The sequence below is a fragment of the Bdellovibrionales bacterium genome (assembly GCA_018266295.1).
Lineage (GTDB): Bacteria > Bdellovibrionota > Bdellovibrionia > Bdellovibrionales > Bdellovibrionaceae > JACMRP01.
Map to the genome: position 1 here is coordinate 35,511 of JAFEAQ010000014.1, position 18,491 is coordinate 54,001.

Consider the following 18,491-nt stretch of genomic DNA (forward strand, 5'->3'; position numbering starts at 1 on the left):
GTAGGGTCGCCATTTTCAATGGAAGCCCTATGTCCGATACTATAAATGATCGTCCTGTTTTCACTCAAGTCATTCAAAAAATAAGAAAGGCCGGTAAAATGAAAATAAACTTCGCCGTTGTCATTCCATTTTTTTTATTTTTAAGTTCGCAAACCCTTGCTCAAGCGACTGACGAAACTCAGACTCAAAAACAAAAAGACTATCACTTCACAATCAAGAGTGCCGCCAAAAAAGAGCCTGCCACCGCGGTTTTGAAGCTCACCGAGAAAAAAGACTTTGTTTATCTTTACTTTGAAGGCTCCGCACTTCAGAGTGGCAAATACAAACTGCTCAAAGCAGAGAGCTGCGCAGCTTTAAAAAAACAGCTTCGCGCCAAAAAGCCACTGGAAGAATCAGATGAACTCTATTCATTTGAAACAAAGTACGGCAATATTTCTGGCGAACGAAATCTGCCTGCTAAAAATTTTCAAGAAATGGGCATCGGCCACATAGGCATTGCGATCGTCAAAATTGAAAATAAAAATAATATTATTATCTCATGTGTTAATTAGCACTTAAGATCTATTTGAACAAAAATTTAAGGGTGTGGGATTTTTCTCATAGTTTTTGGAAAGTAGGGTCGCTTTCCCAGGAGACACTCTGAGGAGAAGCTATGCCTATAAAAGTTGGTCTGTTTGGCTTTGGCAGAACCGGTGCCATTGTTGCAAAAGAAATCACCATGGATCCGGGCCTCTCGCTGGAGTGGGTTTGCCGAAAATCTCCGCCACAAGACTCCCCTTATGCCAGCCAAGTTCTAGGCTATGCTGACAACTTCGCCCCGTTTGTTTCGGTGGATGCGCTGAACGAAAATTTCTTAAAATCTCACCCCGTAGACCTCATCATTGATTTTTCTTCCTCTGCAAATGCAAAATCCTATGACAAAATCGCTCGTCTCGGAATCAAATTAGTCAGCGCTATTTCTAATTACAAAGAAGAAGAATTCGCTTTGGTGAAAGAAGCCAGCCAGAAAACTTCGGTGCTTTACTCTCCGAATATCACTCTGGGCATAAACTGGCTAATCATGGCGTCGAAGATGCTTAGAAAGATCATTCCGCACGCCGATGTTGAAGTCGTCGAAGAACACTTCCGCGCCAAAAAAGACATTTCCGGTACGGCCTTGAAACTGGCCAGACAATTGGAGCTTGATCCGAAAGAACACGTCAATTCCATTCGTGTCGGCGGCATCGTCGGTAAGCACGAAGTTATTTTCGGCTTACCACACCAAACAATTCGCCTGGTCCATGAAAGCGTCAATCGTGCGGCTTTTGGAACCGGGGCGATTTTTGCCGCCAAATGGTTAAAGAATCAAACCCACGGTTTTTACACTATGGAGAATGTTTTAAAGGAAACTTTCTACAATAAAATGCACGAGGTCACTTATTAAGGTTTGTATTTCCAGAGGTCATACAGCCAACCCTTGGTGTTATTAGCGTCGTAACCCTTGCCACCATAAAGCCACAAGTTATTGGAGCTATCCATCCACGACATTTGATACCAGCGGGTGCCCGGCGTGTTGCTGGCACTAAAGCTTCCTTGCGAACTCGCCGTGCCGAATTGCTCTGCAAGGTTGCTTCCGGTCACCCAAGTCCATTGACCGTTGCTTGGATCAAACTTCCAAAGGTCATTCAGCACATTGATGTTTCCACCAGTGCTGTCCCATCCCCAGCCGCCAAAGAGCCAAATCTTACCACTGCTGTCGATCCCTCCACGCACGGACCAACGGCAGCCCGGCAAATTACTTGTACTGCCAGTCCCTTTCGTGCCATAGGTTCCACTCACTCCACTAAACTTCGAACCAGAAACCCAGGTCCAGTTCGTGCCGTCGAACTTCCAAAGATCACAGAGGAAGTCATCAACGTTATTGGCATCAACTCCGCCGCCGCCAAAAATCCAAATATTTCCCGCACTGTCGACCCCACCAAAGGACTCTTCACGTCCGCCGGGAACATTCGAACCCGCAGCAACACCTTTCGTCCCATAGGTCGGACCAGATGTCGCAATGGTCTTCCCCCCGGAAACCCAGGTCCACTGAGTCCCGTTAAATTTCCAGAGGTCATTTAAGTGACCATAGTTCGGTGTGGACGCGGAATCATACCCCGCTCCGCCAAACAGCCATAAATTTCCCGAAGCATCTTTCCAGTAACTCATACTATTGCGCGCCCCTGGAGTGTTCGATGCCGCGGCGGTTCCTTTGGTACCGTATGTTCCTTTTGACAAATAAGTTTTTGAACCAGTCACCCACGTCCACTGACTGTTGGTGGGATTAAATTTCCACATGTCATTCAATTCGCCCCAATTGTTTGCAGAGTCATTCCCATAGCCGCCAAAAATCCAAATCATGCCTGAGGCATCCATCCACGCCGCCGCCAGCCCGCGCCCGCCGGGGGAGTACGCAGTTCCCGCAACCCCTTTTGAGCCAAAAACTCCCTGCCACGAAGGATAGCCATCACCAAAAAGCATGGTCCATTTTCCATTCGCTGGTTCGTATTTCCAAATATCATTAAAAGGTCCCGACCCACCTTGAGGACTCACCCCGTAACCACCAAAGAGGTAAAGGTTTCCTGAAGCATCTTGAAAAGTCGAAGCTCCATAACGAGCCCCCGGAAGATTGGTGGTACTGCCAACACCTAAGGTTCCGGGAACAATATTCGACGTGGAGTCCTTAGGCCCCGAAACCCAAGTCCATTGCAAGTTACTAGGATCAAAACTCCAAAGGTCTGAAAGATAACCTTGATTGTCGGAGTTTTTATCCATCCAACCCCAGCCACCAAAAAAGAAAAATTTGCCAGTCACCGGCTGAACCCACATCATTGGAAAAACCCGCGTGCTCGGAAGATTGCTGGTACTACCGACGCCCTGAGTGCCATAAGTTCCGGACATGGGATCATATGTTTCTAGAGACTGCGAGCCAGAAATCCAAGCCCATTGCCCGGTGGAAGGATTAAACTTCCAGAGATCATTGCTCGCCCCGGAGTTTCCACCAGTGTCGAAAGAAAGACCCGAGAACAGCCATAAGTTTCCGGCGGCATCCGTTTTACCGACGGCGGATTTTTTTGCCCCCGGCGTATTCGCAGCAGCGGCAGTGCCTTTCGTTCCAAACGTCGGCACCCCGGACACCGAGCTACTCCCTGCAACCCAAGTCCACTTCCCCGAGGAGATTTCGTACTTCCACATGTCGTTAAGAAAACCGCTGGTGCCACTAGCGTCGGTCCCCTCGCCTCCAAAAACCCAGAGGTTACCGATCTTATCAGCCCAAGTGACGTACTCTATCCGCGGCCCCGGATTGTTGCTGGTACTCCCAGTCCCTTTCGTACCATAGGCCGCTGGCATATCCGCCTGCTGGTAACCGCTCATCCAAGTCCACTGACCTGTCGTGATGTCGTATTTCCAAAGATCCGAGAGATTGCCGAAACCACCGACGCAGTCCAGACCGACGCCGCCAAAGAGCCAAAGATTGCCGGAGGCATCGACCATGCCATTGTCACCTTGATTCGCGCGCCCCCCGGGCACATTGCCAGCGGCGGCAACTCCTTGCGTGCCGCAAGTGCCGCCTTGCCCGTACCACTTGTCACCGCTCATCCACGTCCACTCAAGTGTTGTCGGGTTAAAACGCCATAGATCATTCAAACTTCCGTAACCATGACCAAGCTCATCGCCGCCCCAACCACCAAAGAGCCAAAGATTGCCCGAGTTATCAACCCAGCTGACCGAACCCACGCGCGAACCTGGAAAGTTCGCCGTACTTGGAACACCTTTGGTTCCGTAATTACCACCTTGCTCAACATACGGATAACCGGCCACGAAGGTCCACTTGCCGGTCGAAGGTTCATATTTCCAAAGGTCACTGTTATGACCGGTATTTCCGAACCATGGGTCTCCGTCATCATAACCGTCACCGCCGAAGAGCCAAAAATTTCCGGAGTTATCAACCCACGTGACAGAGTCGGTCCGCGCGCCAGGCCCCGCATTGGTGCTCGCAACTCCCAGACTCCCGTGGCTAAATTGATCGTTGGTTTTGGAACCGCCAACCCAAGCCCATCCATTCGTGGCGCTTTGCTGTGCTTTCCAAAAGGCAAAAGGAATCACTTGTCCCATAACGGGATGCTGCCCAACTATAAGCAAACAAATACTGATTGTTAGCCATAATTTAGTGATTCTCATTCCTTATTTATCGGCATATCTGTTCCCTAAAAGGAGCAAAATACGTTTTTTGTTAATTTTTTCTTTAAGGCGCGGCCGCCCCGAGACAACTGAAACGCCCATGAGTGTCCATCAGTACACGCTCTCCGTCGACTGATGTTTGTTTCATATAGTTTCTCAGAAAACGAACCGAAGGATTATCTATGCAGACCTTCAAACGGCGTCTCATTCAGGCTAGCAGTGTGATTTTGGCTGTGGCAGCGGCTATTGCTGGATTTTACGCGTATCAAAATTACACACGCAAAACGCAAAACGAAGAAATGCTTCGCAACTACAAACATCGCGAAGAACAGCAGCACAAGTTTAACGAAGTGATGAGAGCTCACCGCGAGCGAGCTCTCATTAGAAAACCGAAGTCACCAACTCACCCCTCTAAGGCGCCTGAGTCACCTTAGACCCCGGCATTTTTTTAGGAGCTTTATCATCTTCTGTAAAGCGTCCAGTTTCTGAGGAGTGTTGAGCCACGCGATTTTTCTGATGTTGCTCTTTTAAGTCCCCATCGTACTTTTTACTTGTCTGACTAAAGCCTTTGTTTTTGTTGTGACCACGAGACATAGAGTCCTCCTTGTTAGTAACACATGCTTGCGCCCGTCGCAGGACTGCAGCCGTTCCAACTGCTTTGCTGACAGAAAGAGTTTTGCGGAGTAGACCATTCGCCGTCTTTCATGCAACTTTTCCAATAACTGCTATTCACGTTGGAAGCTTGAGCTGCAAAATCTTTATTGATACTAACTAACAAGTCGCGAGCTTGTGCTTCTGACATATCTAGTTTTGCAGCCATTTGCCGAATCCCTTCGACTGAAGGCAAATCATGTTTCGCAATAGCTTTTAAGTCTGATTTACCAAGACCGATAGATTTAAATGAGGACATACCTTGTGCTGGCAGACCGGCAAAAGCCTTCTGAATTTTTTTAGCAACATCAAGACTGACACCGTGTTTGTCGGCAAATTTTTGTGCATCCGAGTTCGCAGCTGTTGCCTCTAAGTCAACACTCCAATAGCCATAGCCATATCTGTCTCCATAGTAACCGCCATTGTAGTAGCCATCATCATAGTATCCACCGTGATAGTGACGATGATGGTGATGGCGATCATAGTAACGGCCAATACCGATACCTACTCCCACCCCGATAGCGCCGGCGACAACCTCCCCGGTACGGCAGCTGACTAAAACTTGAGAGCCCAGAATTAATGCAAGAACAATTAATTTTTTCATTTCAAATCCCTCCTTGAGAGTCACGGGTTCCTTTGGGAAAACCTTAGCACTTTCCGGGAGCACGACCGAATGGTCTTATATTCCACGAGCTTGGCCTAAACACGCGAAAAAATCTCTGCCGAGCGGCAAAGTGGCCTTTATTTCAAGTAGTTTTTGAAAAGCGGAGTATAGATATCGCTGCGCGGATCGATACGGATTTCTGCTTCCGCGGATGCTTCAGAGAATTGAATTTGTGAGCTTGTTAAAACTGCAAGCGGAGTTCTTTCGCGGGCTTCGCCCATACAGAGAACTGCCGCCGCCGCCAGCGAGTCCGCGACATCCACGTGGGTGAACTTCAGCGGTTTGCCAAAGATATCTTTCTCTCCGACAAGGGACACAACACCTTTAAATCCCCAGTGTGCGAGCGAAAATCCGGTGACCCCTTTGCGAAGCGGCATCGAGTGGGAATCCGTCAGAAGAATGCCGAAATCTTTAAGGCGAAATTTGTTTTTAAAATGGCGGCCGATGGACTCAGCACTGACAAAGGGCTTTTCCGGATACAGAATATATCCACCCGACTCGCTATTGGATTCATCAATCCCAGAAGATGGAATCAAAACTCCGTGCTTAATGGTGAGCTCCGTCCCGAAACCACCTTCACATAAATAGTGATCGGCCTCTTTCTGAATCAGAGCCTTTTTCGCAATACTTTCTTTCGCAACGATTCGCCCTTCGGCGAGTGAGATGATTTTCGAAGTGATCGCAAGCACTGTTCCTTCAAGTGATTCCCCTGCAAGACTCTTTTCAAGAAACTCGAAAAGATTTTCCCCGGGATGATAAACGCCGGTGCTTAAAGCGAAGGTGCGAAGTTCTGATTTACGAGTCATTTCTCCATTCTAGTGGAATTCACGGGAGCTATTCAAGCTCCCAGAGCCAGTGAGCCAAGAGATTTTCAAATTCGCTCAGATTTGCGCCACCCTTGAGCCAAATTCTTTTGGGGGCATTGCTTTGAAACTCTCCAGGGATAAAATCAACGAACGTCCCTTCGCGCACCACTTGGCTTGTCACCGAAACAACATTATCCCAGCCTGTGCCGCGCAACCAGGCTCTTAATTCACTGAGGAGTTTATCTCCAACGAGGGGGTTGCTGTTTGAAACACGGATGATACCGACTTTTGCCATGACTTTAAACCTCTTCACCTAAGTTTCAATCAGTGTAAAAAGAAAACACACCCAAGTGGTTGCTGGCTTGTCAGGAATTGTAACAAATTGTAATCGAGCTAAAACACCCGGGATTCCAAGAGGTTGACATTCCCCTTGGCGGCCCTCATTCTCATTTAATGAGGACCTGAATGATGCCGCAATATAAGCACCTCAAATATGATCCTGCACTCCTGATTCCAAAGCCATACTATGGCGATCCCAAAGGGTCTTTCGTTGTGAGTTCTTCACAAATGGAAATCGCGCTACAAAAGTCCTCGGTTGCAAAAGAGCTTCTTGCCGAGGTTTGGTTCAGCATCGCAACAGCGGGCCCACCCGGCCATGTTCATGGCGGATGTCAGGCTGCGGTGCTAGATGAGATGATGGGTTCCACCGGCTGGCATCATGGCTATCCCGTCGTCGCTGCAAAAATCGAAGTGGAGTTTTTAGAAATGGTCCCCGTGAATGCGCAGTATTCATTACGTGGCCGAATCACCTCCGTTGAAAATCGTAAGATCTATATCGAAGCGGAGCTTTTTGATAAAATGAAAACCTACGCGCGCTCCAAGGGACTTTTTATCACGCTCACAGAAGAACAAAAGCAAGACCTCGCTCGCAAAATGAAGACAAGCCAATAAATACTTGTCTTGAGAGTCCAGAATGCCGAGGTCATCAGCAAAATAACGCTACCGAGTTGCACAAATTCTTGCTCCTAAGGTAAAAATCCCCTCAAATAAATTCTTTAAGAGTAAAAACGAGGTTCTTCGATGAAACGTGTTTTGATGGCAATGGTTGCGCTCAACTTGGTCGCCTGCGCGAGTTATTTTAAAAGAAAAGAATGTGAATCCACCAACTGGTTTGAGCACGGAAAATCCGTCGCACTTCGTGGCGAATGGCTGAACTCCGACCAGCTCGTCAACGAGTGTCGCAAAGTCGATGCCGATATTCAGGAGTCTCAACTCGATCAGGGTTTCAAAAACGGCATGCAACGCTACTGCACTCCGGACAATAGCTACAAGACCGGCAAAGACGGAGACCTTTTCTCGCGTGATTTATGCGAAGGTCCTGAGATCAGCGTTCTCTTGCAAAGCTATCGTAGAGGTGTCACCGACTACTGCGCAAAAACCAACGGCCAAAACGCCGGCGCTTCCGGCAAGAAATATCAAAACATCTGCCCGAAGGAGCTTGAGCCCGGCTTCTTGGTGGAATATCGCAAAGGCCGCAAGAAGTACGTGCAAGCGATGATCTCGAATCGCGAAGATGACATTCGCGACATCGACGGCAAGCTTTCCAATAAACGCAATCAGTTGAACTTTACCCAGATGCGTTTGAATAACCTTGAAAGCCAGAAGTCTTCTTTGCAAGCACAAAAGAACTTTACTCCGGCGAGCAACACAAGTCAGATCGGTTATCTCGATGGCCGTATCACAGCTTTAGACCACGACCTAACGGCCGCAAGAAACGAAGTTTATTCTCAGCAGGGCGAAATCAGCACGCTAGAGAAGACTCGCTCCACAAAAATGGAAGAGATCGCAAACTTCAAAGCGGAAATCCCGGGACTTGATTAAAAAACTAATATTCCGTAATGATTCCTCCCGAGACCGTCGAGACCGTGCCCGGATTAAACCACACGCCATAACCGGGCCCGCCATTCGTTGGAATATATAAAACACTGCCCGTGCCGTTGACTGTTGTGTTGGTCGCGGAAATACTCGAAGTCGTCGAAAGCATTTTGACGGTGGATTTTCCCCTCACAAAAATGTTCACAAAAGTCTGATTGCCCGCATCCTGCGGAAAAGGTGTCTGCAGATAATTACCGGCATTGTCGAAATTATCAAAATAAAGATCACCGTACGCCGCTGCCGTTGTTTTTGCGTAAACTGTACCTGCACCGCCCCAATAACCCGATGAACTATAGCCACCGCTTGCATAAAAGTGATTCAAGGCCATAGTTCCCGTAAAAGCTCGGTAGTACAAAGCAATACGCCCACCACCGCCCCCACTCGATCCCGGATTATTCAGAGTGTACCCACCGGTAGCCGAAAAATCTCCCCAGTTGCCGGCCGTATTGCCGATGGTATCGGCTGTAATCCAGATCGACCCACCGGCCCCCGTACCGACATTGTCTGCGGTCACATACCCGCCACGCATATCAAACGAGCCATCGTTAATGAGCGCACCTGTGAGTTCAATTCTGAGGACTCCGCCACCCCACGCTCCGCTATTCCCCGACGCCGACTCGCCACCGCCGCCACCCCCTGGCGTGCTCGGTTGCATAAGGCTTCCGTAAGGAACTGCCGAGACAAATGAAGGCGTCGCTGGATTTACACCGCCGTAACCGCCATGGGATCCACCAGCGTGTTCTCCGGCCCCGCCGGTGGTTGTAAATCCATTGGTCGCTCCAGTGTAACCATTCCACGAACCGCCACCGACATAACCCGCGCGCATCAAGTACACGACGGAGGTGTTATCAACGGTCATATTGTTTCCAACAATATGCAAGGGGGTGTAAAAGACATCATTACCATCACCACGCGTGAATAAGTAAGTATTGCGGCTGATCACCAGATTTCCCGTGTGAATATTCACCGCGCGAAGGATGCTAAAGTTATCGACCGTTAATGTTCCTTCCACGGTGATTTTCATCACGCTCACATCGGCATCCCGGGTAATGATCACGTTGTCGAAATGGTTTTGATAATCATCAATGAACCAAAGACTATTCACCTTTCCCAGCGCACTTGGATCACCACTACTGACGGTCATTCCGGTCGCACCGTCATTGGCTGAAATCGTATGCGCTACGGGATTTAAGCTCATGATATTGACGACGACCTCTTTACCGACAAGCTCTCCGGCTGCAAGAATATGACTCACATTTCCGGCAGAGGCATAATTCACTGCCGTCGATGAAAGCGCCGCCACAGAACCGGCGACACCGACGGGAGTATATCCCCAAGCGCCGTTGCCATTGCCAATAATATAGAGATCACCGTAAGCCTGCCCCGTTTGTCGCGCAAGAAAAGTTCCGTGTGCACCAGGCCCCGTCGAGCTAGTCATGGAAGTGGTCGTTGTTTGAATGAAGTTCTCGTTAAAGGCCATGGTTCCACCGAGAGTTCCATAATAAAGCGCGATGCGGCCACCGCCACCTGAACTCGTGTTCACCTGACCCGGATCACCACCACCCCCATAGGCCTGAAGGATCGGGGTGCTTGCGTTCGAAGTGAATTTCTCGGCCGTCAGCCAAATAGAACCGCCGGCTCCGCCACCGACATTGTTTTTTCCAGCCGCGGCACTGGCTCCATTTGCCGAAATCACGCCGTTGACCAGCATCTCACCACCGGAGACAATCCGAATGACGCCGCCACCGTCGCCGCCTGGATTCGTCGAAGTGTTGGCTCCGCCGCCGCCACCGTATTCTGCCGGTGCATACACATCGCCATAGCATGGGACAGTGTACGGACCACTCCCGGTAGAAGCATGTGAGCCACCGGCACCACCGCTCGGCCCGTTGGTATTAATATTTCCTCTGAAACGCCCGCGGTTGCTATTATTAGCTCCTTGGCGGCCGCCGAGATAGCCTTTGCCATCGGCGGTGATCATCGCCCCCGCTTTGACAATGACATTGCCCGAAGAATTCAGATTCACCTGTGTGCACGCCGTTGTGGTACAGGCCGAGTGGGTCAGAATCGCTCCGCTTTCAACCAGAAGATCTTTAATGTTAATCGGGGTGTTTAAGCCGATCGTCAGATTCGCACTGGGGTAAAGGTGCCAGCTACAGCCCGTGTAGTCTGCCACATTACTAGAGTTGATCGTCAATGTGCCGACGAATTTGCATCCTCCCTTCCAAAAACCAAAAGGAATTAAATGCGCATAACTCTCTGTCACCGATCCGCCAAGACAGAGGCAAAACGAAATAAGCAAAAATAAAAAAGCCGGTTTCATCGCACACGTCCCATAAAAAATAAAAGCTAATAAATATATTTTAAGTTAGCGCGCGACAGAGCCTTAGTTGAAAGCAGCTGTCTAGACTCATCTGAGTCATTTTTTGCTGTGTACAATCGCACTCAAAGAGCGCTCTCGGGCAACGTCGCGAACACCTGTCGGAGTGACTCGGACAGTATTTAGCTCTTCACGCTTCGTCCATGTCCTGGCATGGGCAAAAGAATTTGCATCACTAAATCAAGTTTCATATCTAAATTTATATGACTAATAACAATGATTATCGCGAGTTCTTAAAAACGGCGATCACCGAGAAGTTGGATCGAAGACCCGGATACTCAATGAGAGCCTTCGCAAAACACGTCGGGATCAGCGCTTCTCATCTTTCTCGCGTCCTGAGCGGCAAAAAAGATCTCTCGCCGGAGTCCGCAACTCGCATCGCTATCGAACTGCAACTGAGCGAAGACCAAATCAACCATTTTTTGGATCTCGTGAGCCTCCAGAGTGCGAACTCTCACACCAAGAAACTGCTTTTAGAAAGAATCCACCGAAGACAAAATCGCCCTTCCCGAAAAGCTTTGAACTCGGAAACCTTTCAGGTGATTTCGGATTGGTACTATTTTTCCATGCTGGAACTCATCCGCACACAGGGATTTCGTTCCGAAGCCGGTTGGATCGCAAGGCGATTAGGACTGACCATTTCTGAAGTTGAAACTGCCATCCAGCGATTACAGACTCTAGGGCTTATTCGTATTGATCAGAACCATGTCATGACAAGCACCGGAGAGATTGACCCCCAATCAGTGAGTGAAATATCGAGTACAGCTGCGCACAGACACTACGAGCAAATAGCCCAGAAGGCCTTCACAGCTCTGAAGGAGCAGCCTTTCGCAGAACGAGAATTTCTAGGAATACAATTAGCGTTTAACAGAACGAATCTTCAGAGGGCAAAGACGATGATCCGGAATTTCACAGAACAGTTTGAGACGGAGTTCCGCTCTCACCCGGGAGAAGACGTCTATCAACTGAATCTGCAGTTCTTTAGTTTAACTAAAAAGTAACAAGCTCTTTAGAAAAGGGCCGTCTATTAATGGGAATCAGAGCTTGGTCAAACTTTTTCGTTTGGTCAAACGAGTTTGCCTTATAGAGTATTACTCCATCAGTTCTTTTCTCATAAGACTCAGCATCAAAACCACTATAACTTACATTATAGATTCTATAGAGAACACCCTCAGAGCATTGAAAACTCGCCCACTGAATCTCTTTCGTATTGTTCTTTGGATCGGCGCGGAACTTTCCATCCACAATCCAAGGAATCTCTTCGTTATAGACAAAAAACAAAGTTCCTTGCACATCACCGCGCATGATCTTCAGAGTTTTATGTTCTAAAGAGCCATCCGAGTTAAGCACATGATACTCGCCTGAAAGATCCGGGCACTGCGAGTTGTAGCCGATCCAATTGATATTTCCGCTACCAACATCACCCGTTCCACCGCCCGCAGCGAGACAAAGTGTTCCGTCAAAAAACAAACTACTTAGAAAAAATAGAGTGAAAAATTTCATTTTTACCTCGAATCGCTCTCATCTTTAATCGCGCACACGCAGAGATCAAGAGTAAATAAAACTGCCGCTACACAACAATATCTAAGTCGCAATATTGACTCAGCGATTTTCATAACAGACGCTTGTCTGCGAGAAAGTGAGAAAATATTTTGAACCCAGTAATCAAAAATCCCGACATTACTACGTACACGGATGCCCAGCAATTTCTGCAAGACTATTATTTCTACCGCAAAACCCTCGATGAGCAATTCTCGTATAAAAATTGGGCTGAAGAACTCGGCATTAAAAATCGCTCGTTCTTACGATTGATGACAACAGGCCAGCGTTCGATCTCAGAATCGACACTTCAACAAATGGTCGGACGGATGGGACTTGATAATCTCGGTCAGCAATACTTCACTCATCTTGTTCGTAAAGGCAATGCCCGCAACGAGAAAGAGCGCACTCGCTATGAACAAGCACTCAAGAATCTCGTGCGCCTTCATCAGAATCGCATTGAGATCACGGACACTCTTAGTTTTTTACAATCTCCTGAAATTCCAGCGCTTCAAGTTCTTATTAGCTATACAGATATTCAGCGGAGCGTCTCTTCGCTCGCCAATCTGTTAGAGCGTCGTGAAAGCGAAGTCTCTCAGTGGTTAAGCACTCTCAGAAACCTCGGACTGGCGGAAGAGGGCGAAGACGGTCAATGGCAAGCGCGCGCGCAAAGCTATCAAATCAAAGATCAACCTGGTAATGAGAGCCTTAAGAAATATCATGCGAAAACCTTGCAACATGCTATTCAAGCACTTGAGACAGATAAGGACTCGCGCCGCTATCGCACCCTGCTGATGCCATTAGCCCCTGACCAGTTCGCTGAAGTCTGGGCTGCGATCAATGAATTTACTGTTCTTCAGCTTGAAAAATACAATGGCCAAGAATTTTCCGCACGAAGACTTTATCAAATGAATGTGAACCTCGTGCCGATCACAAAAGCAGAGAGTTAGAACTCTAGTGGAAAGCGGAGAAGGTTTTTTTTCCTTCGCTTTTCTCTAGCGGAATCACCTGACGGAAGACATAGCGATCAAACTGTGCCGGATCACCGCCGGAATAGAGCTGCAGCTCTTTATCGGTGATGCGAACACGGTCTACGCCTGAGCGGGTGAGGTCACCGAAGATATGAACTAACAGTGACTGCGCTTTCTGCGCAATCGTCACAGGAACGCCGATAATCACAAACGGCGTTTTTCTGAGAGGTCCCCAGAAAAGATCCTTAATCGCACCTAGTGGCAACGGCACCGGCGTGATCGGCTTAATCTGACCATAGCGAAGAAAATAAACGAGGATCTCCATTTTGTTAGGGTCTTTGGATTCAAGATGGGCGCAGATATAGATGCTATCGCGCTTTTTTTCCATTTCGACAACGAAAAGTGGAATCGGCAGAACTTGGAACTGACCATTCTCATCAGGACGAACGAAGGCTTCATACTCAAGCGCATCGACCGAACCATCGCTGCTGAACTCGCCAACAACATCCGCACGGACCAGAGCCGTATTGTCCTCATTCCCCTCCTCATCGCGCCACTGAATTCGGCGCGAAACGCTTTCAAGCTGAGAAACCGGAATTTTACATTTTGCTTCTGCAAAGAACGGCAAAAGGGCCAGGGCAAAAATAATTAATTTTTTCATGGCAAGGCCTCCGAACCTAAAACAGGCACTGGATCTTCACTCGCGCCGTTCTGGCGAATTTTACCTTTCAGATAAAAAGGGCGCTTTAACACCACGACATTCACGTTCGTGCGCAAAGCCACTTTCACGGACTCAACACTGCCGTCCTCGGCAGGATGTTGATTCATAATCAGAGCGCCATCATAGACGACTTTTCCCTGCTCATTCGCTGTTGGTGCGAAGTGCACGTCGATCGAATTCACTTTTGCAAGATAGTTCTTAGCCCAAACACCACCGCGTGCAGCCAGCACTGCCAGAGCTTCCGGATCTTCGGGGAGAATGATCTTCAAATCACCCACCAGGAACTCGTCATAGCGAATCTTCTCTGCGGACTCTTCACCCCAGATGAAGTTACGAATGGCATACAGAGGTTTTTCAAGACGCATCTCAATCACCTGCGAAATCAGCTTGCCCCAACCGCCGTGCGGTGGCCGCCACTGAATTTCAATCGGATGATAACGGCCCTGCTTATCTTGAATCCAAGTATAAACGGTGCCGGCAAGCTGCTCTGTTTTCATCGACTTCATAAAATCTTTATAAAGACACTGTCCAAGTCCCGGATAAGAAAAATCTTGAGCGGGATCTCCTTGGCGGAACGTACAGACCTTAGAATCGATGCCTTGGCCTTTTAAAGCCGCATCGATATCAAGCACCAGCTTCTTTGCAAACCAATAGGCAAAGGCATCCAGCTTACCAACCTTCATAGTGGTAGGAACCGCCGGAGCTTCCGCCCAAGCAGGACTCGCAGCTTGAAGGCCGAGAGTGGTTGCTATAATGATTGCAAGAGCTTTCATTCTCATAATTATTTCGTCACGGTTTATTTTGTTGCGTATGTGAAGCTGATTTTATAACCACCTTCTTCGCTCAGAGTTCCTGAGAAGCGGCAATCCACAGGCACTTGCTTGTTTTCGCCAGAAATGAAATCAAAGAGCATTTTGTCAGACTCGCAGGTCCCGGCGATATCCTGAACTTTCGGGTTGCGAGCGTTCACGCGCTTTTCCGCCGTCAAAGAGTGAATACGAATCGTTAGGAGGTTTTTATTCAATTGATTCGTCACCTTCAAAACAAGCGGACGCGGCAACCATTTCTTAGCTTTCTTATCGTAGCCCGAATAGAACTTGGCATTGATTTTTGCGATCTGCGCATTCATCTTCAAATCAACAGCAAGATTCAGATCCGCAGCACCCGCTTTTAATTTCGGGAAGACCTTCATCATCTGTTCGTTCACGGGCTCGCCACCTTTAGGAACTACGAGGTCCAAAGACCAATCGCTGCCAAAGCCGACCATGCCGTTCAAGCTGACATCGTTTGTTTGCACCTTCGCCGGGCCGTCACCATTGCTTTCAATAGTGATGTCACCGATATTGAGATCGACGGACGCCTTTTCGATCGAGTTTAAAACCTGCTCCATCAAGCGGGCCTGGATCTCGTTATCCATGCCTGTTGCGTTGGCCCCAGCGGCCAGCACCTGTCCCGAGATAAGGGTCGAAGCAACCAAGGCTCCTAAGATGATCTTTCTCATATAATCCTCCGCTGGCTCTGAGGAGCAAGATCCGCGCCCCCTTCTAAAGCGTTTTAGACGGACACCTATGTAGAACCTTTCAACATCAGCCTCAATGGCGGCAGCACAAATGCTGCCCGCGTCCCGAATCCCGCCTCCTGTCATTATTCTCAATTTGCATATTATTTACGTTTTTATTCATTTTTATTTTGCAGTGCAGAAAGATATAACGGGCCCATCAGAGCGAGGGTTTATGGATACCATTCATGCGCGACTCAAAAGATATCGTCAACAACGAGGTCTCACGATTCAAGAGGTCTCTTCCCGTACAGGCATTCCAGCAAGCACATATAAGGAGTGGGAAAACGGCCGCCAGATCCGCGGCGAACCTTATTTGCTATTAGCTGAGGTCTATCAAGTTTCTATACAGGAACTTATTACCGGACAAAAAAACAAGTCCACTTCACTACTTGCAAGATTCGACCTGCTCGAAGCGGAAATTCAGAACATCAAGACAGAGCTGATCTCGTACTTGTAAAACGAAACACGACTTTTTTCTGAAAGTGCCTGGGAGCGCCAGTATAACTCGCTCAACCAATATAAGTCTTAACTTTTTAAGGAGAATTTATGTTTAAAACATTACTGACCATGACAGTTCTTACAGCGACGGGCTTTGCCGCCCATGCCGGGGATCTTCGTTGCTCCGGCCAAACAAGCGACACACGTCCTTTGGTTGCAAGAGTGACCGGCGAAGAACCGGCAAACGATGGCACTGTGAAGAGCGTTGCTCTTGAAATCAAGAAAAACGGCGGCTTCCTTTTTCAAGGCGAAAAGCCCAACGGAAAAGCGGATGCTGTGAAAGGCGGCTTCGCTCTCTTCAATTTGAAAGATCGTGATTACAACGCTTCTTTGGCGGTTCCTGTCAGCGGTAACGGCAATGCTGAGGCCCGCGTGACAGATATAAAAACAAAGGAAGTTCTTGCGGTGATTCCCCTCCAGTGTTCAAAAACAACTGGCCTTTCAAATCGTGAAAAAAACGCCCTTTGCTTAAAGGCGGCGGAAGCCGCTGCGAATAAAGAAATCCATAAAGAAGACAAAGAGGCCTCGATTATCGACGATAACACGACGATCGTGGATAAAGACGGCAATAAATTCGCGGACTGGGAAAACTTCACAGGCCTTTTCGTTTTCGAATACAGTGTCAATGAAGAGTGTCTGGATGGCCTCCAAGTTGAAACTCGTTTGAAAACAGACGCCAAAGGCCGTCCTCAATGCGAAGTGATCAAGGTTGAAGGCTACGGCCAACGTGACTGCGGATAGTTTCCAAAATTTTTAAAAATATAAAAGGATAAAAAATATGAAAACACTTTTAATGACACTGACATTGATCTTGACGTCTCTCTTTGCAAACGCAGCCACCGGCAATGGCCCGATCGATACACCTTGGGCTGACAGCGTGACTCAAGTTTATCGTGAATACTATGACCGCGCTCCGGGAGTTCTGGTGCCAAAGAACTTTAAGATGACAAAAGTTCTTTTCCACGGATCTCAATTGTCGAATCCGAACAATAAAGTCTTTACCGCCTATTTTGATATCGGATCCGGCGACAAGACCTACCATGCAGCAATCCAATTTAAAACGGATGCAAATGGCAAGCTGGATTCTTTCGAGGACATCTTTGAAATTTCAGCATCAATGGTCACAGATCAAAACGGCAACGACCGCCGCTTCCCGATGGGTATGAATGAAAGCCAGTTCGCACTGCTCCGCCAAGAGGCTTTTGAAGCGGCAAAACCTGTCTTCGTTCAAGCCAATGGCAAAGCCAACGTGGGTACGGTCTACGTTCAAACTTTCGATGCGAGCGAAACAATGCAACCGAAAATCAGCATTGAAGTCAGCGCCGCTGCTATTCCAAAAAACTGGGAAGGCCAATCCATGAGCCAATCCGTCTATGTACTTGTCGCTACGAACAACGGCAAAGTGCTTAATGTGAAAAAAGGTTGGTATTACTAATAAGGAATCGGAGTGACGAGGGTCGTGATACTGTTAAATCCGGCGGAGTACGAGCTCGAAGCGGGCCTGTACTCTATATTAAACGGCCCTTCGATTTTCTGCGAGAACGCAAAAAAGCAAGCCCCTTCAAAACAGGCTTCAACTCGGCCATTATAGACTTTAAATCTTAAAACAGAGGTCGAAGTCAGATTCATATATGCAGGCTTCGTCGCCACAAGCGTACTGCCTCCATACCACAGTTCAAAAGTAGGACCCACGGGGTTTAAACGAAACTCAAAGTTACAAACCCCTGTTACGTAATCAACCAGGCACACGCGGGCGATCCCCTCTGCGTCCGGAACAGAATCCGCATTCAAATCCGAAGCCCCAAAGGCATAGCGAAAATCTGCCTGGGTGCTGGAGCAAGGAAGAATCGGCCGGTCATAGTGACCACTGCCCGTCACAAAGTTTTTCCCGCTCACCGTCGATGCCACTTGAGCGGCCGTCACCGTCACGCCCGAACCTTGGGCCACCAGAACCGGATTCCCTGCCGGTGTCACTGGCGGGCAATAAAATCCACTTTTCACCAAACGGAAATTCAGGCGATTAAAATTGAGTGGCAAATTATTTGGCGAGCTATAGCGAAAGTTCGCTGAAATTTCGACCGCCGGATTTTCACAGGGACTCGCCGAACACAAAGACCGTGCGCGGATCTCAACCCGCAGAGGGCATTGCGGATTCGGTGTTCCCGTCGGTGATTCACCATAGGTATCGCAGGCATTTCCCTCCGGAGAAAATCCCATCGTCGGTTTTTGAAAGTCATAGAACAAACGCCCTTTGGCATCATAGATATCGATCATCTGCGCTGTCAGGCCACAATCACGATCTGACGGAGTCAACGACGCTTGGTTCTTAAAACAACCGAAGCTTGCGGCATTCAAATCTCCGAGCACCGTTTGCTCCCACGAGCCACTGCTGCGAAGAAGACTGAGAATATTCGAACGCACCACCAGAAAGTTCGATTGCATGTCGAGTTGATTCTGCCCGACAGAGAGCTGGCGGAAAATGGAGATGCTTGCCGTCATCACGCCAAGAATCAGGGCCATGGTCACCATCACTTCAAAAACCGAAAAACCTCTACGTCCTAACAA

At 48.4% G+C, this 18,491-nt stretch carries 21 protein-coding genes; 10 read left to right on the plus strand and 11 right to left on the minus strand.

The window, feature by feature from the left end; all coding sequences use genetic code 11:
* The first annotated feature begins 29 nt into the window (after positions 1-29).
* Complete coding sequence (locus tag JSU04_15200; protein ID MBS1971657.1) at positions 30-551, plus strand: hypothetical protein; 522 nt, start codon at positions 30-32, stop codon at positions 549-551.
* A gap of 101 nt (positions 552-652) precedes the next feature.
* Positions 653-1,423 carry a dihydrodipicolinate reductase gene (locus tag JSU04_15205; protein MBS1971658.1) on the plus strand — a complete coding sequence of 257 codons (771 nt, stop codon included), beginning with the start codon at positions 653-655 and terminating at the stop codon, positions 1,421-1,423.
* Here the strand turns inward: JSU04_15205 and JSU04_15210 are convergent.
* Entirely contained in the window at positions 1,420-4,134 is a 2,715-nt protein-coding gene (locus tag JSU04_15210; protein MBS1971659.1) for a hypothetical protein, read from the minus strand. The genes JSU04_15205 and JSU04_15210 overlap by 4 nt on opposite strands.
* A gap of 248 nt (positions 4,135-4,382) precedes the next feature.
* Here JSU04_15210 and JSU04_15215 point away from each other — a divergent pair, with 248 nt between their 5' ends.
* Positions 4,383-4,634, plus strand: coding sequence for a hypothetical protein (locus JSU04_15215; GenBank protein ID MBS1971660.1), 252 nt, complete (start codon positions 4,383-4,385; stop codon positions 4,632-4,634).
* On the opposite strand, the gene JSU04_15220 is transcribed toward JSU04_15215, so the two are convergent.
* The 4 genes from JSU04_15220 to JSU04_15235 form a co-directional block, all read right to left on the minus strand.
* Positions 4,612-4,794 (minus strand): hypothetical protein, encoded by a 183-nt coding sequence (locus tag JSU04_15220; GenBank protein ID MBS1971661.1) that lies wholly within the window; start codon positions 4,792-4,794, stop codon positions 4,612-4,614. The genes JSU04_15215 and JSU04_15220 overlap by 23 nt on opposite strands.
* Positions 4,795-4,807: 13 nt before the next feature.
* Positions 4,808-5,455, minus strand: coding sequence for a hypothetical protein (locus JSU04_15225; protein ID MBS1971662.1), 648 nt, complete (start codon positions 5,453-5,455; stop codon positions 4,808-4,810).
* 137 nt (positions 5,456-5,592) lie between these two features.
* The gene (locus tag JSU04_15230; GenBank protein MBS1971663.1) at positions 5,593-6,321 is read right to left on the minus strand and encodes a coenzyme F420-0:L-glutamate ligase; all 729 of its coding nucleotides are present in this window, start codon (positions 6,319-6,321) and stop codon (positions 5,593-5,595) included.
* Positions 6,322-6,349: 28 nt separating this feature from the next.
* A complete protein-coding gene (locus JSU04_15235; GenBank protein MBS1971664.1) occupies positions 6,350-6,616 on the minus strand; it encodes a hypothetical protein in 267 nt (88 codons plus the stop codon).
* A gap of 170 nt (positions 6,617-6,786) precedes the next feature.
* Between JSU04_15235 and JSU04_15240 the strand changes: the two genes are divergently transcribed.
* Together JSU04_15240 and JSU04_15245 are read left to right on the plus strand one after the other, a co-directional pair.
* The gene (locus JSU04_15240; protein MBS1971665.1) at positions 6,787-7,272 is read left to right on the plus strand and encodes a PaaI family thioesterase; all 486 of its coding nucleotides are present in this window, start codon (positions 6,787-6,789) and stop codon (positions 7,270-7,272) included.
* 129 nt (positions 7,273-7,401) lie between these two features.
* Complete coding sequence (locus JSU04_15245; protein ID MBS1971666.1) at positions 7,402-8,202, plus strand: DUF2799 domain-containing protein; 801 nt, start codon at positions 7,402-7,404, stop codon at positions 8,200-8,202.
* Between the two features lie 4 nt (positions 8,203-8,206).
* On the opposite strand, the gene JSU04_15250 is transcribed toward JSU04_15245, so the two are convergent.
* A complete protein-coding gene (locus tag JSU04_15250) occupies positions 8,207-10,579 on the minus strand; it encodes a hypothetical protein (GenBank protein ID MBS1971667.1) in 2,373 nt (790 codons plus the stop codon).
* A 260-nt stretch (positions 10,580-10,839) separates the two neighbouring features.
* On the opposite strand from JSU04_15250, the gene JSU04_15255 reads away from it, so the two are divergent.
* The gene (locus tag JSU04_15255) at positions 10,840-11,637 is read left to right on the plus strand and encodes a TIGR02147 family protein (GenBank protein ID MBS1971668.1); all 798 of its coding nucleotides are present in this window, start codon (positions 10,840-10,842) and stop codon (positions 11,635-11,637) included.
* On the opposite strand, the gene JSU04_15260 is transcribed toward JSU04_15255, so the two are convergent.
* On the minus strand, positions 11,627-12,139 hold the full coding sequence (locus JSU04_15260) for a hypothetical protein (protein MBS1971669.1): 513 nt from the start codon (positions 12,137-12,139) through the stop codon (positions 11,627-11,629). The two genes, JSU04_15255 and JSU04_15260, sit on opposite strands and share 11 nt — an antisense overlap.
* Before the next feature lie 149 nt (positions 12,140-12,288).
* Here JSU04_15260 and JSU04_15265 point away from each other — a divergent pair, with 149 nt between their 5' ends.
* Complete coding sequence (locus tag JSU04_15265; GenBank protein ID MBS1971670.1) at positions 12,289-13,125, plus strand: TIGR02147 family protein; 837 nt, start codon at positions 12,289-12,291, stop codon at positions 13,123-13,125.
* A gap of 4 nt (positions 13,126-13,129) precedes the next feature.
* On the opposite strand, the gene JSU04_15270 is transcribed toward JSU04_15265, so the two are convergent.
* The 3 genes from JSU04_15270 to JSU04_15280 are packed head-to-tail and all read right to left on the minus strand — an operon-like array spanning position 13,130 to position 15,368.
* Positions 13,130-13,807 carry a hypothetical protein gene (locus tag JSU04_15270; protein MBS1971671.1) on the minus strand — a complete coding sequence of 226 codons (678 nt, stop codon included), beginning with the start codon at positions 13,805-13,807 and terminating at the stop codon, positions 13,130-13,132.
* A complete protein-coding gene (locus JSU04_15275; GenBank protein ID MBS1971672.1) occupies positions 13,804-14,646 on the minus strand; it encodes a hypothetical protein in 843 nt (280 codons plus the stop codon). Before JSU04_15275 ends, JSU04_15270 begins: the two co-directional genes overlap by 4 nt.
* 17 nt (positions 14,647-14,663) lie before the next feature.
* The gene (locus JSU04_15280) at positions 14,664-15,368 is read right to left on the minus strand and encodes a hypothetical protein (protein MBS1971673.1); all 705 of its coding nucleotides are present in this window, start codon (positions 15,366-15,368) and stop codon (positions 14,664-14,666) included.
* 94 nt (positions 15,369-15,462) lie between these two features.
* On the opposite strand from JSU04_15280, the gene JSU04_15285 reads away from it, so the two are divergent.
* The 3 genes from JSU04_15285 (at position 15,463) to JSU04_15295 (ending at position 17,361) form a co-directional block, all read left to right on the plus strand.
* Entirely contained in the window at positions 15,463-15,885 is a 423-nt protein-coding gene (locus JSU04_15285) for a helix-turn-helix transcriptional regulator (protein ID MBS1971674.1), read from the plus strand.
* An 89-nt stretch (positions 15,886-15,974) separates the two neighbouring features.
* On the plus strand, positions 15,975-16,667 hold the full coding sequence (locus tag JSU04_15290) for a hypothetical protein (GenBank protein ID MBS1971675.1): 693 nt from the start codon (positions 15,975-15,977) through the stop codon (positions 16,665-16,667).
* A gap of 37 nt (positions 16,668-16,704) precedes the next feature.
* Complete coding sequence (locus JSU04_15295; protein MBS1971676.1) at positions 16,705-17,361, plus strand: hypothetical protein; 657 nt, start codon at positions 16,705-16,707, stop codon at positions 17,359-17,361.
* On the opposite strand, the gene JSU04_15300 is transcribed toward JSU04_15295, so the two are convergent.
* Positions 17,358-18,491 (minus strand): type II secretion system protein, encoded by a 1,134-nt coding sequence (locus JSU04_15300; protein ID MBS1971677.1) that lies wholly within the window; start codon positions 18,489-18,491, stop codon positions 17,358-17,360. The genes JSU04_15295 and JSU04_15300 overlap by 4 nt on opposite strands.

Bases quoted from the DNA above. Each gene is read 5' to 3' on its own strand.
- JSU04_15290 (MBS1971675.1), top strand. From the start codon at position 15,975: ATGTTTAAAACATTACTGACCATGACAGTTCTTACAGCGACGGGCTTT.
- JSU04_15235 (MBS1971664.1), bottom strand. From the start codon at position 6,616: ATGGCAAAAGTCGGTATCATCCGTGTTTCAAACAGCAACCCCCTCGTT.
- JSU04_15230 (MBS1971663.1), bottom strand. From the start codon at position 6,321: ATGACTCGTAAATCAGAACTTCGCACCTTCGCTTTAAGCACCGGCGTT.
- JSU04_15260 (MBS1971669.1), bottom strand. From the start codon at position 12,139: ATGAAATTTTTCACTCTATTTTTTCTAAGTAGTTTGTTTTTTGACGGA.
- JSU04_15220 (MBS1971661.1), bottom strand. From the start codon at position 4,794: ATGTCTCGTGGTCACAACAAAAACAAAGGCTTTAGTCAGACAAGTAAA.
- JSU04_15225 (MBS1971662.1), bottom strand. From the start codon at position 5,455: ATGAAAAAATTAATTGTTCTTGCATTAATTCTGGGCTCTCAAGTTTTA.
- JSU04_15215 (MBS1971660.1), top strand. From the start codon at position 4,383: ATGCAGACCTTCAAACGGCGTCTCATTCAGGCTAGCAGTGTGATTTTG.
- JSU04_15205 (MBS1971658.1), top strand. From the start codon at position 653: ATGCCTATAAAAGTTGGTCTGTTTGGCTTTGGCAGAACCGGTGCCATT.
- JSU04_15245 (MBS1971666.1), top strand. From the start codon at position 7,402: ATGAAACGTGTTTTGATGGCAATGGTTGCGCTCAACTTGGTCGCCTGC.
- JSU04_15250 (MBS1971667.1), bottom strand. From the start codon at position 10,579: ATGAAACCGGCTTTTTTATTTTTGCTTATTTCGTTTTGCCTCTGTCTT.
- JSU04_15275 (MBS1971672.1), bottom strand. From the start codon at position 14,646: ATGAGAATGAAAGCTCTTGCAATCATTATAGCAACCACTCTCGGCCTT.
- JSU04_15280 (MBS1971673.1), bottom strand. From the start codon at position 15,368: ATGAGAAAGATCATCTTAGGAGCCTTGGTTGCTTCGACCCTTATCTCG.
- JSU04_15255 (MBS1971668.1), top strand. From the start codon at position 10,840: ATGACTAATAACAATGATTATCGCGAGTTCTTAAAAACGGCGATCACC.
- JSU04_15240 (MBS1971665.1), top strand. From the start codon at position 6,787: ATGATGCCGCAATATAAGCACCTCAAATATGATCCTGCACTCCTGATT.
- JSU04_15270 (MBS1971671.1), bottom strand. From the start codon at position 13,807: ATGAAAAAATTAATTATTTTTGCCCTGGCCCTTTTGCCGTTCTTTGCA.
- JSU04_15285 (MBS1971674.1), top strand. From the start codon at position 15,463: ATGGCGGCAGCACAAATGCTGCCCGCGTCCCGAATCCCGCCTCCTGTC.
- JSU04_15295 (MBS1971676.1), top strand. From the start codon at position 16,705: ATGAAAACACTTTTAATGACACTGACATTGATCTTGACGTCTCTCTTT.
- JSU04_15210 (MBS1971659.1), bottom strand. From the start codon at position 4,134: ATGGGACAAGTGATTCCTTTTGCCTTTTGGAAAGCACAGCAAAGCGCC.
- JSU04_15200 (MBS1971657.1), top strand. From the start codon at position 30: ATGTCCGATACTATAAATGATCGTCCTGTTTTCACTCAAGTCATTCAA.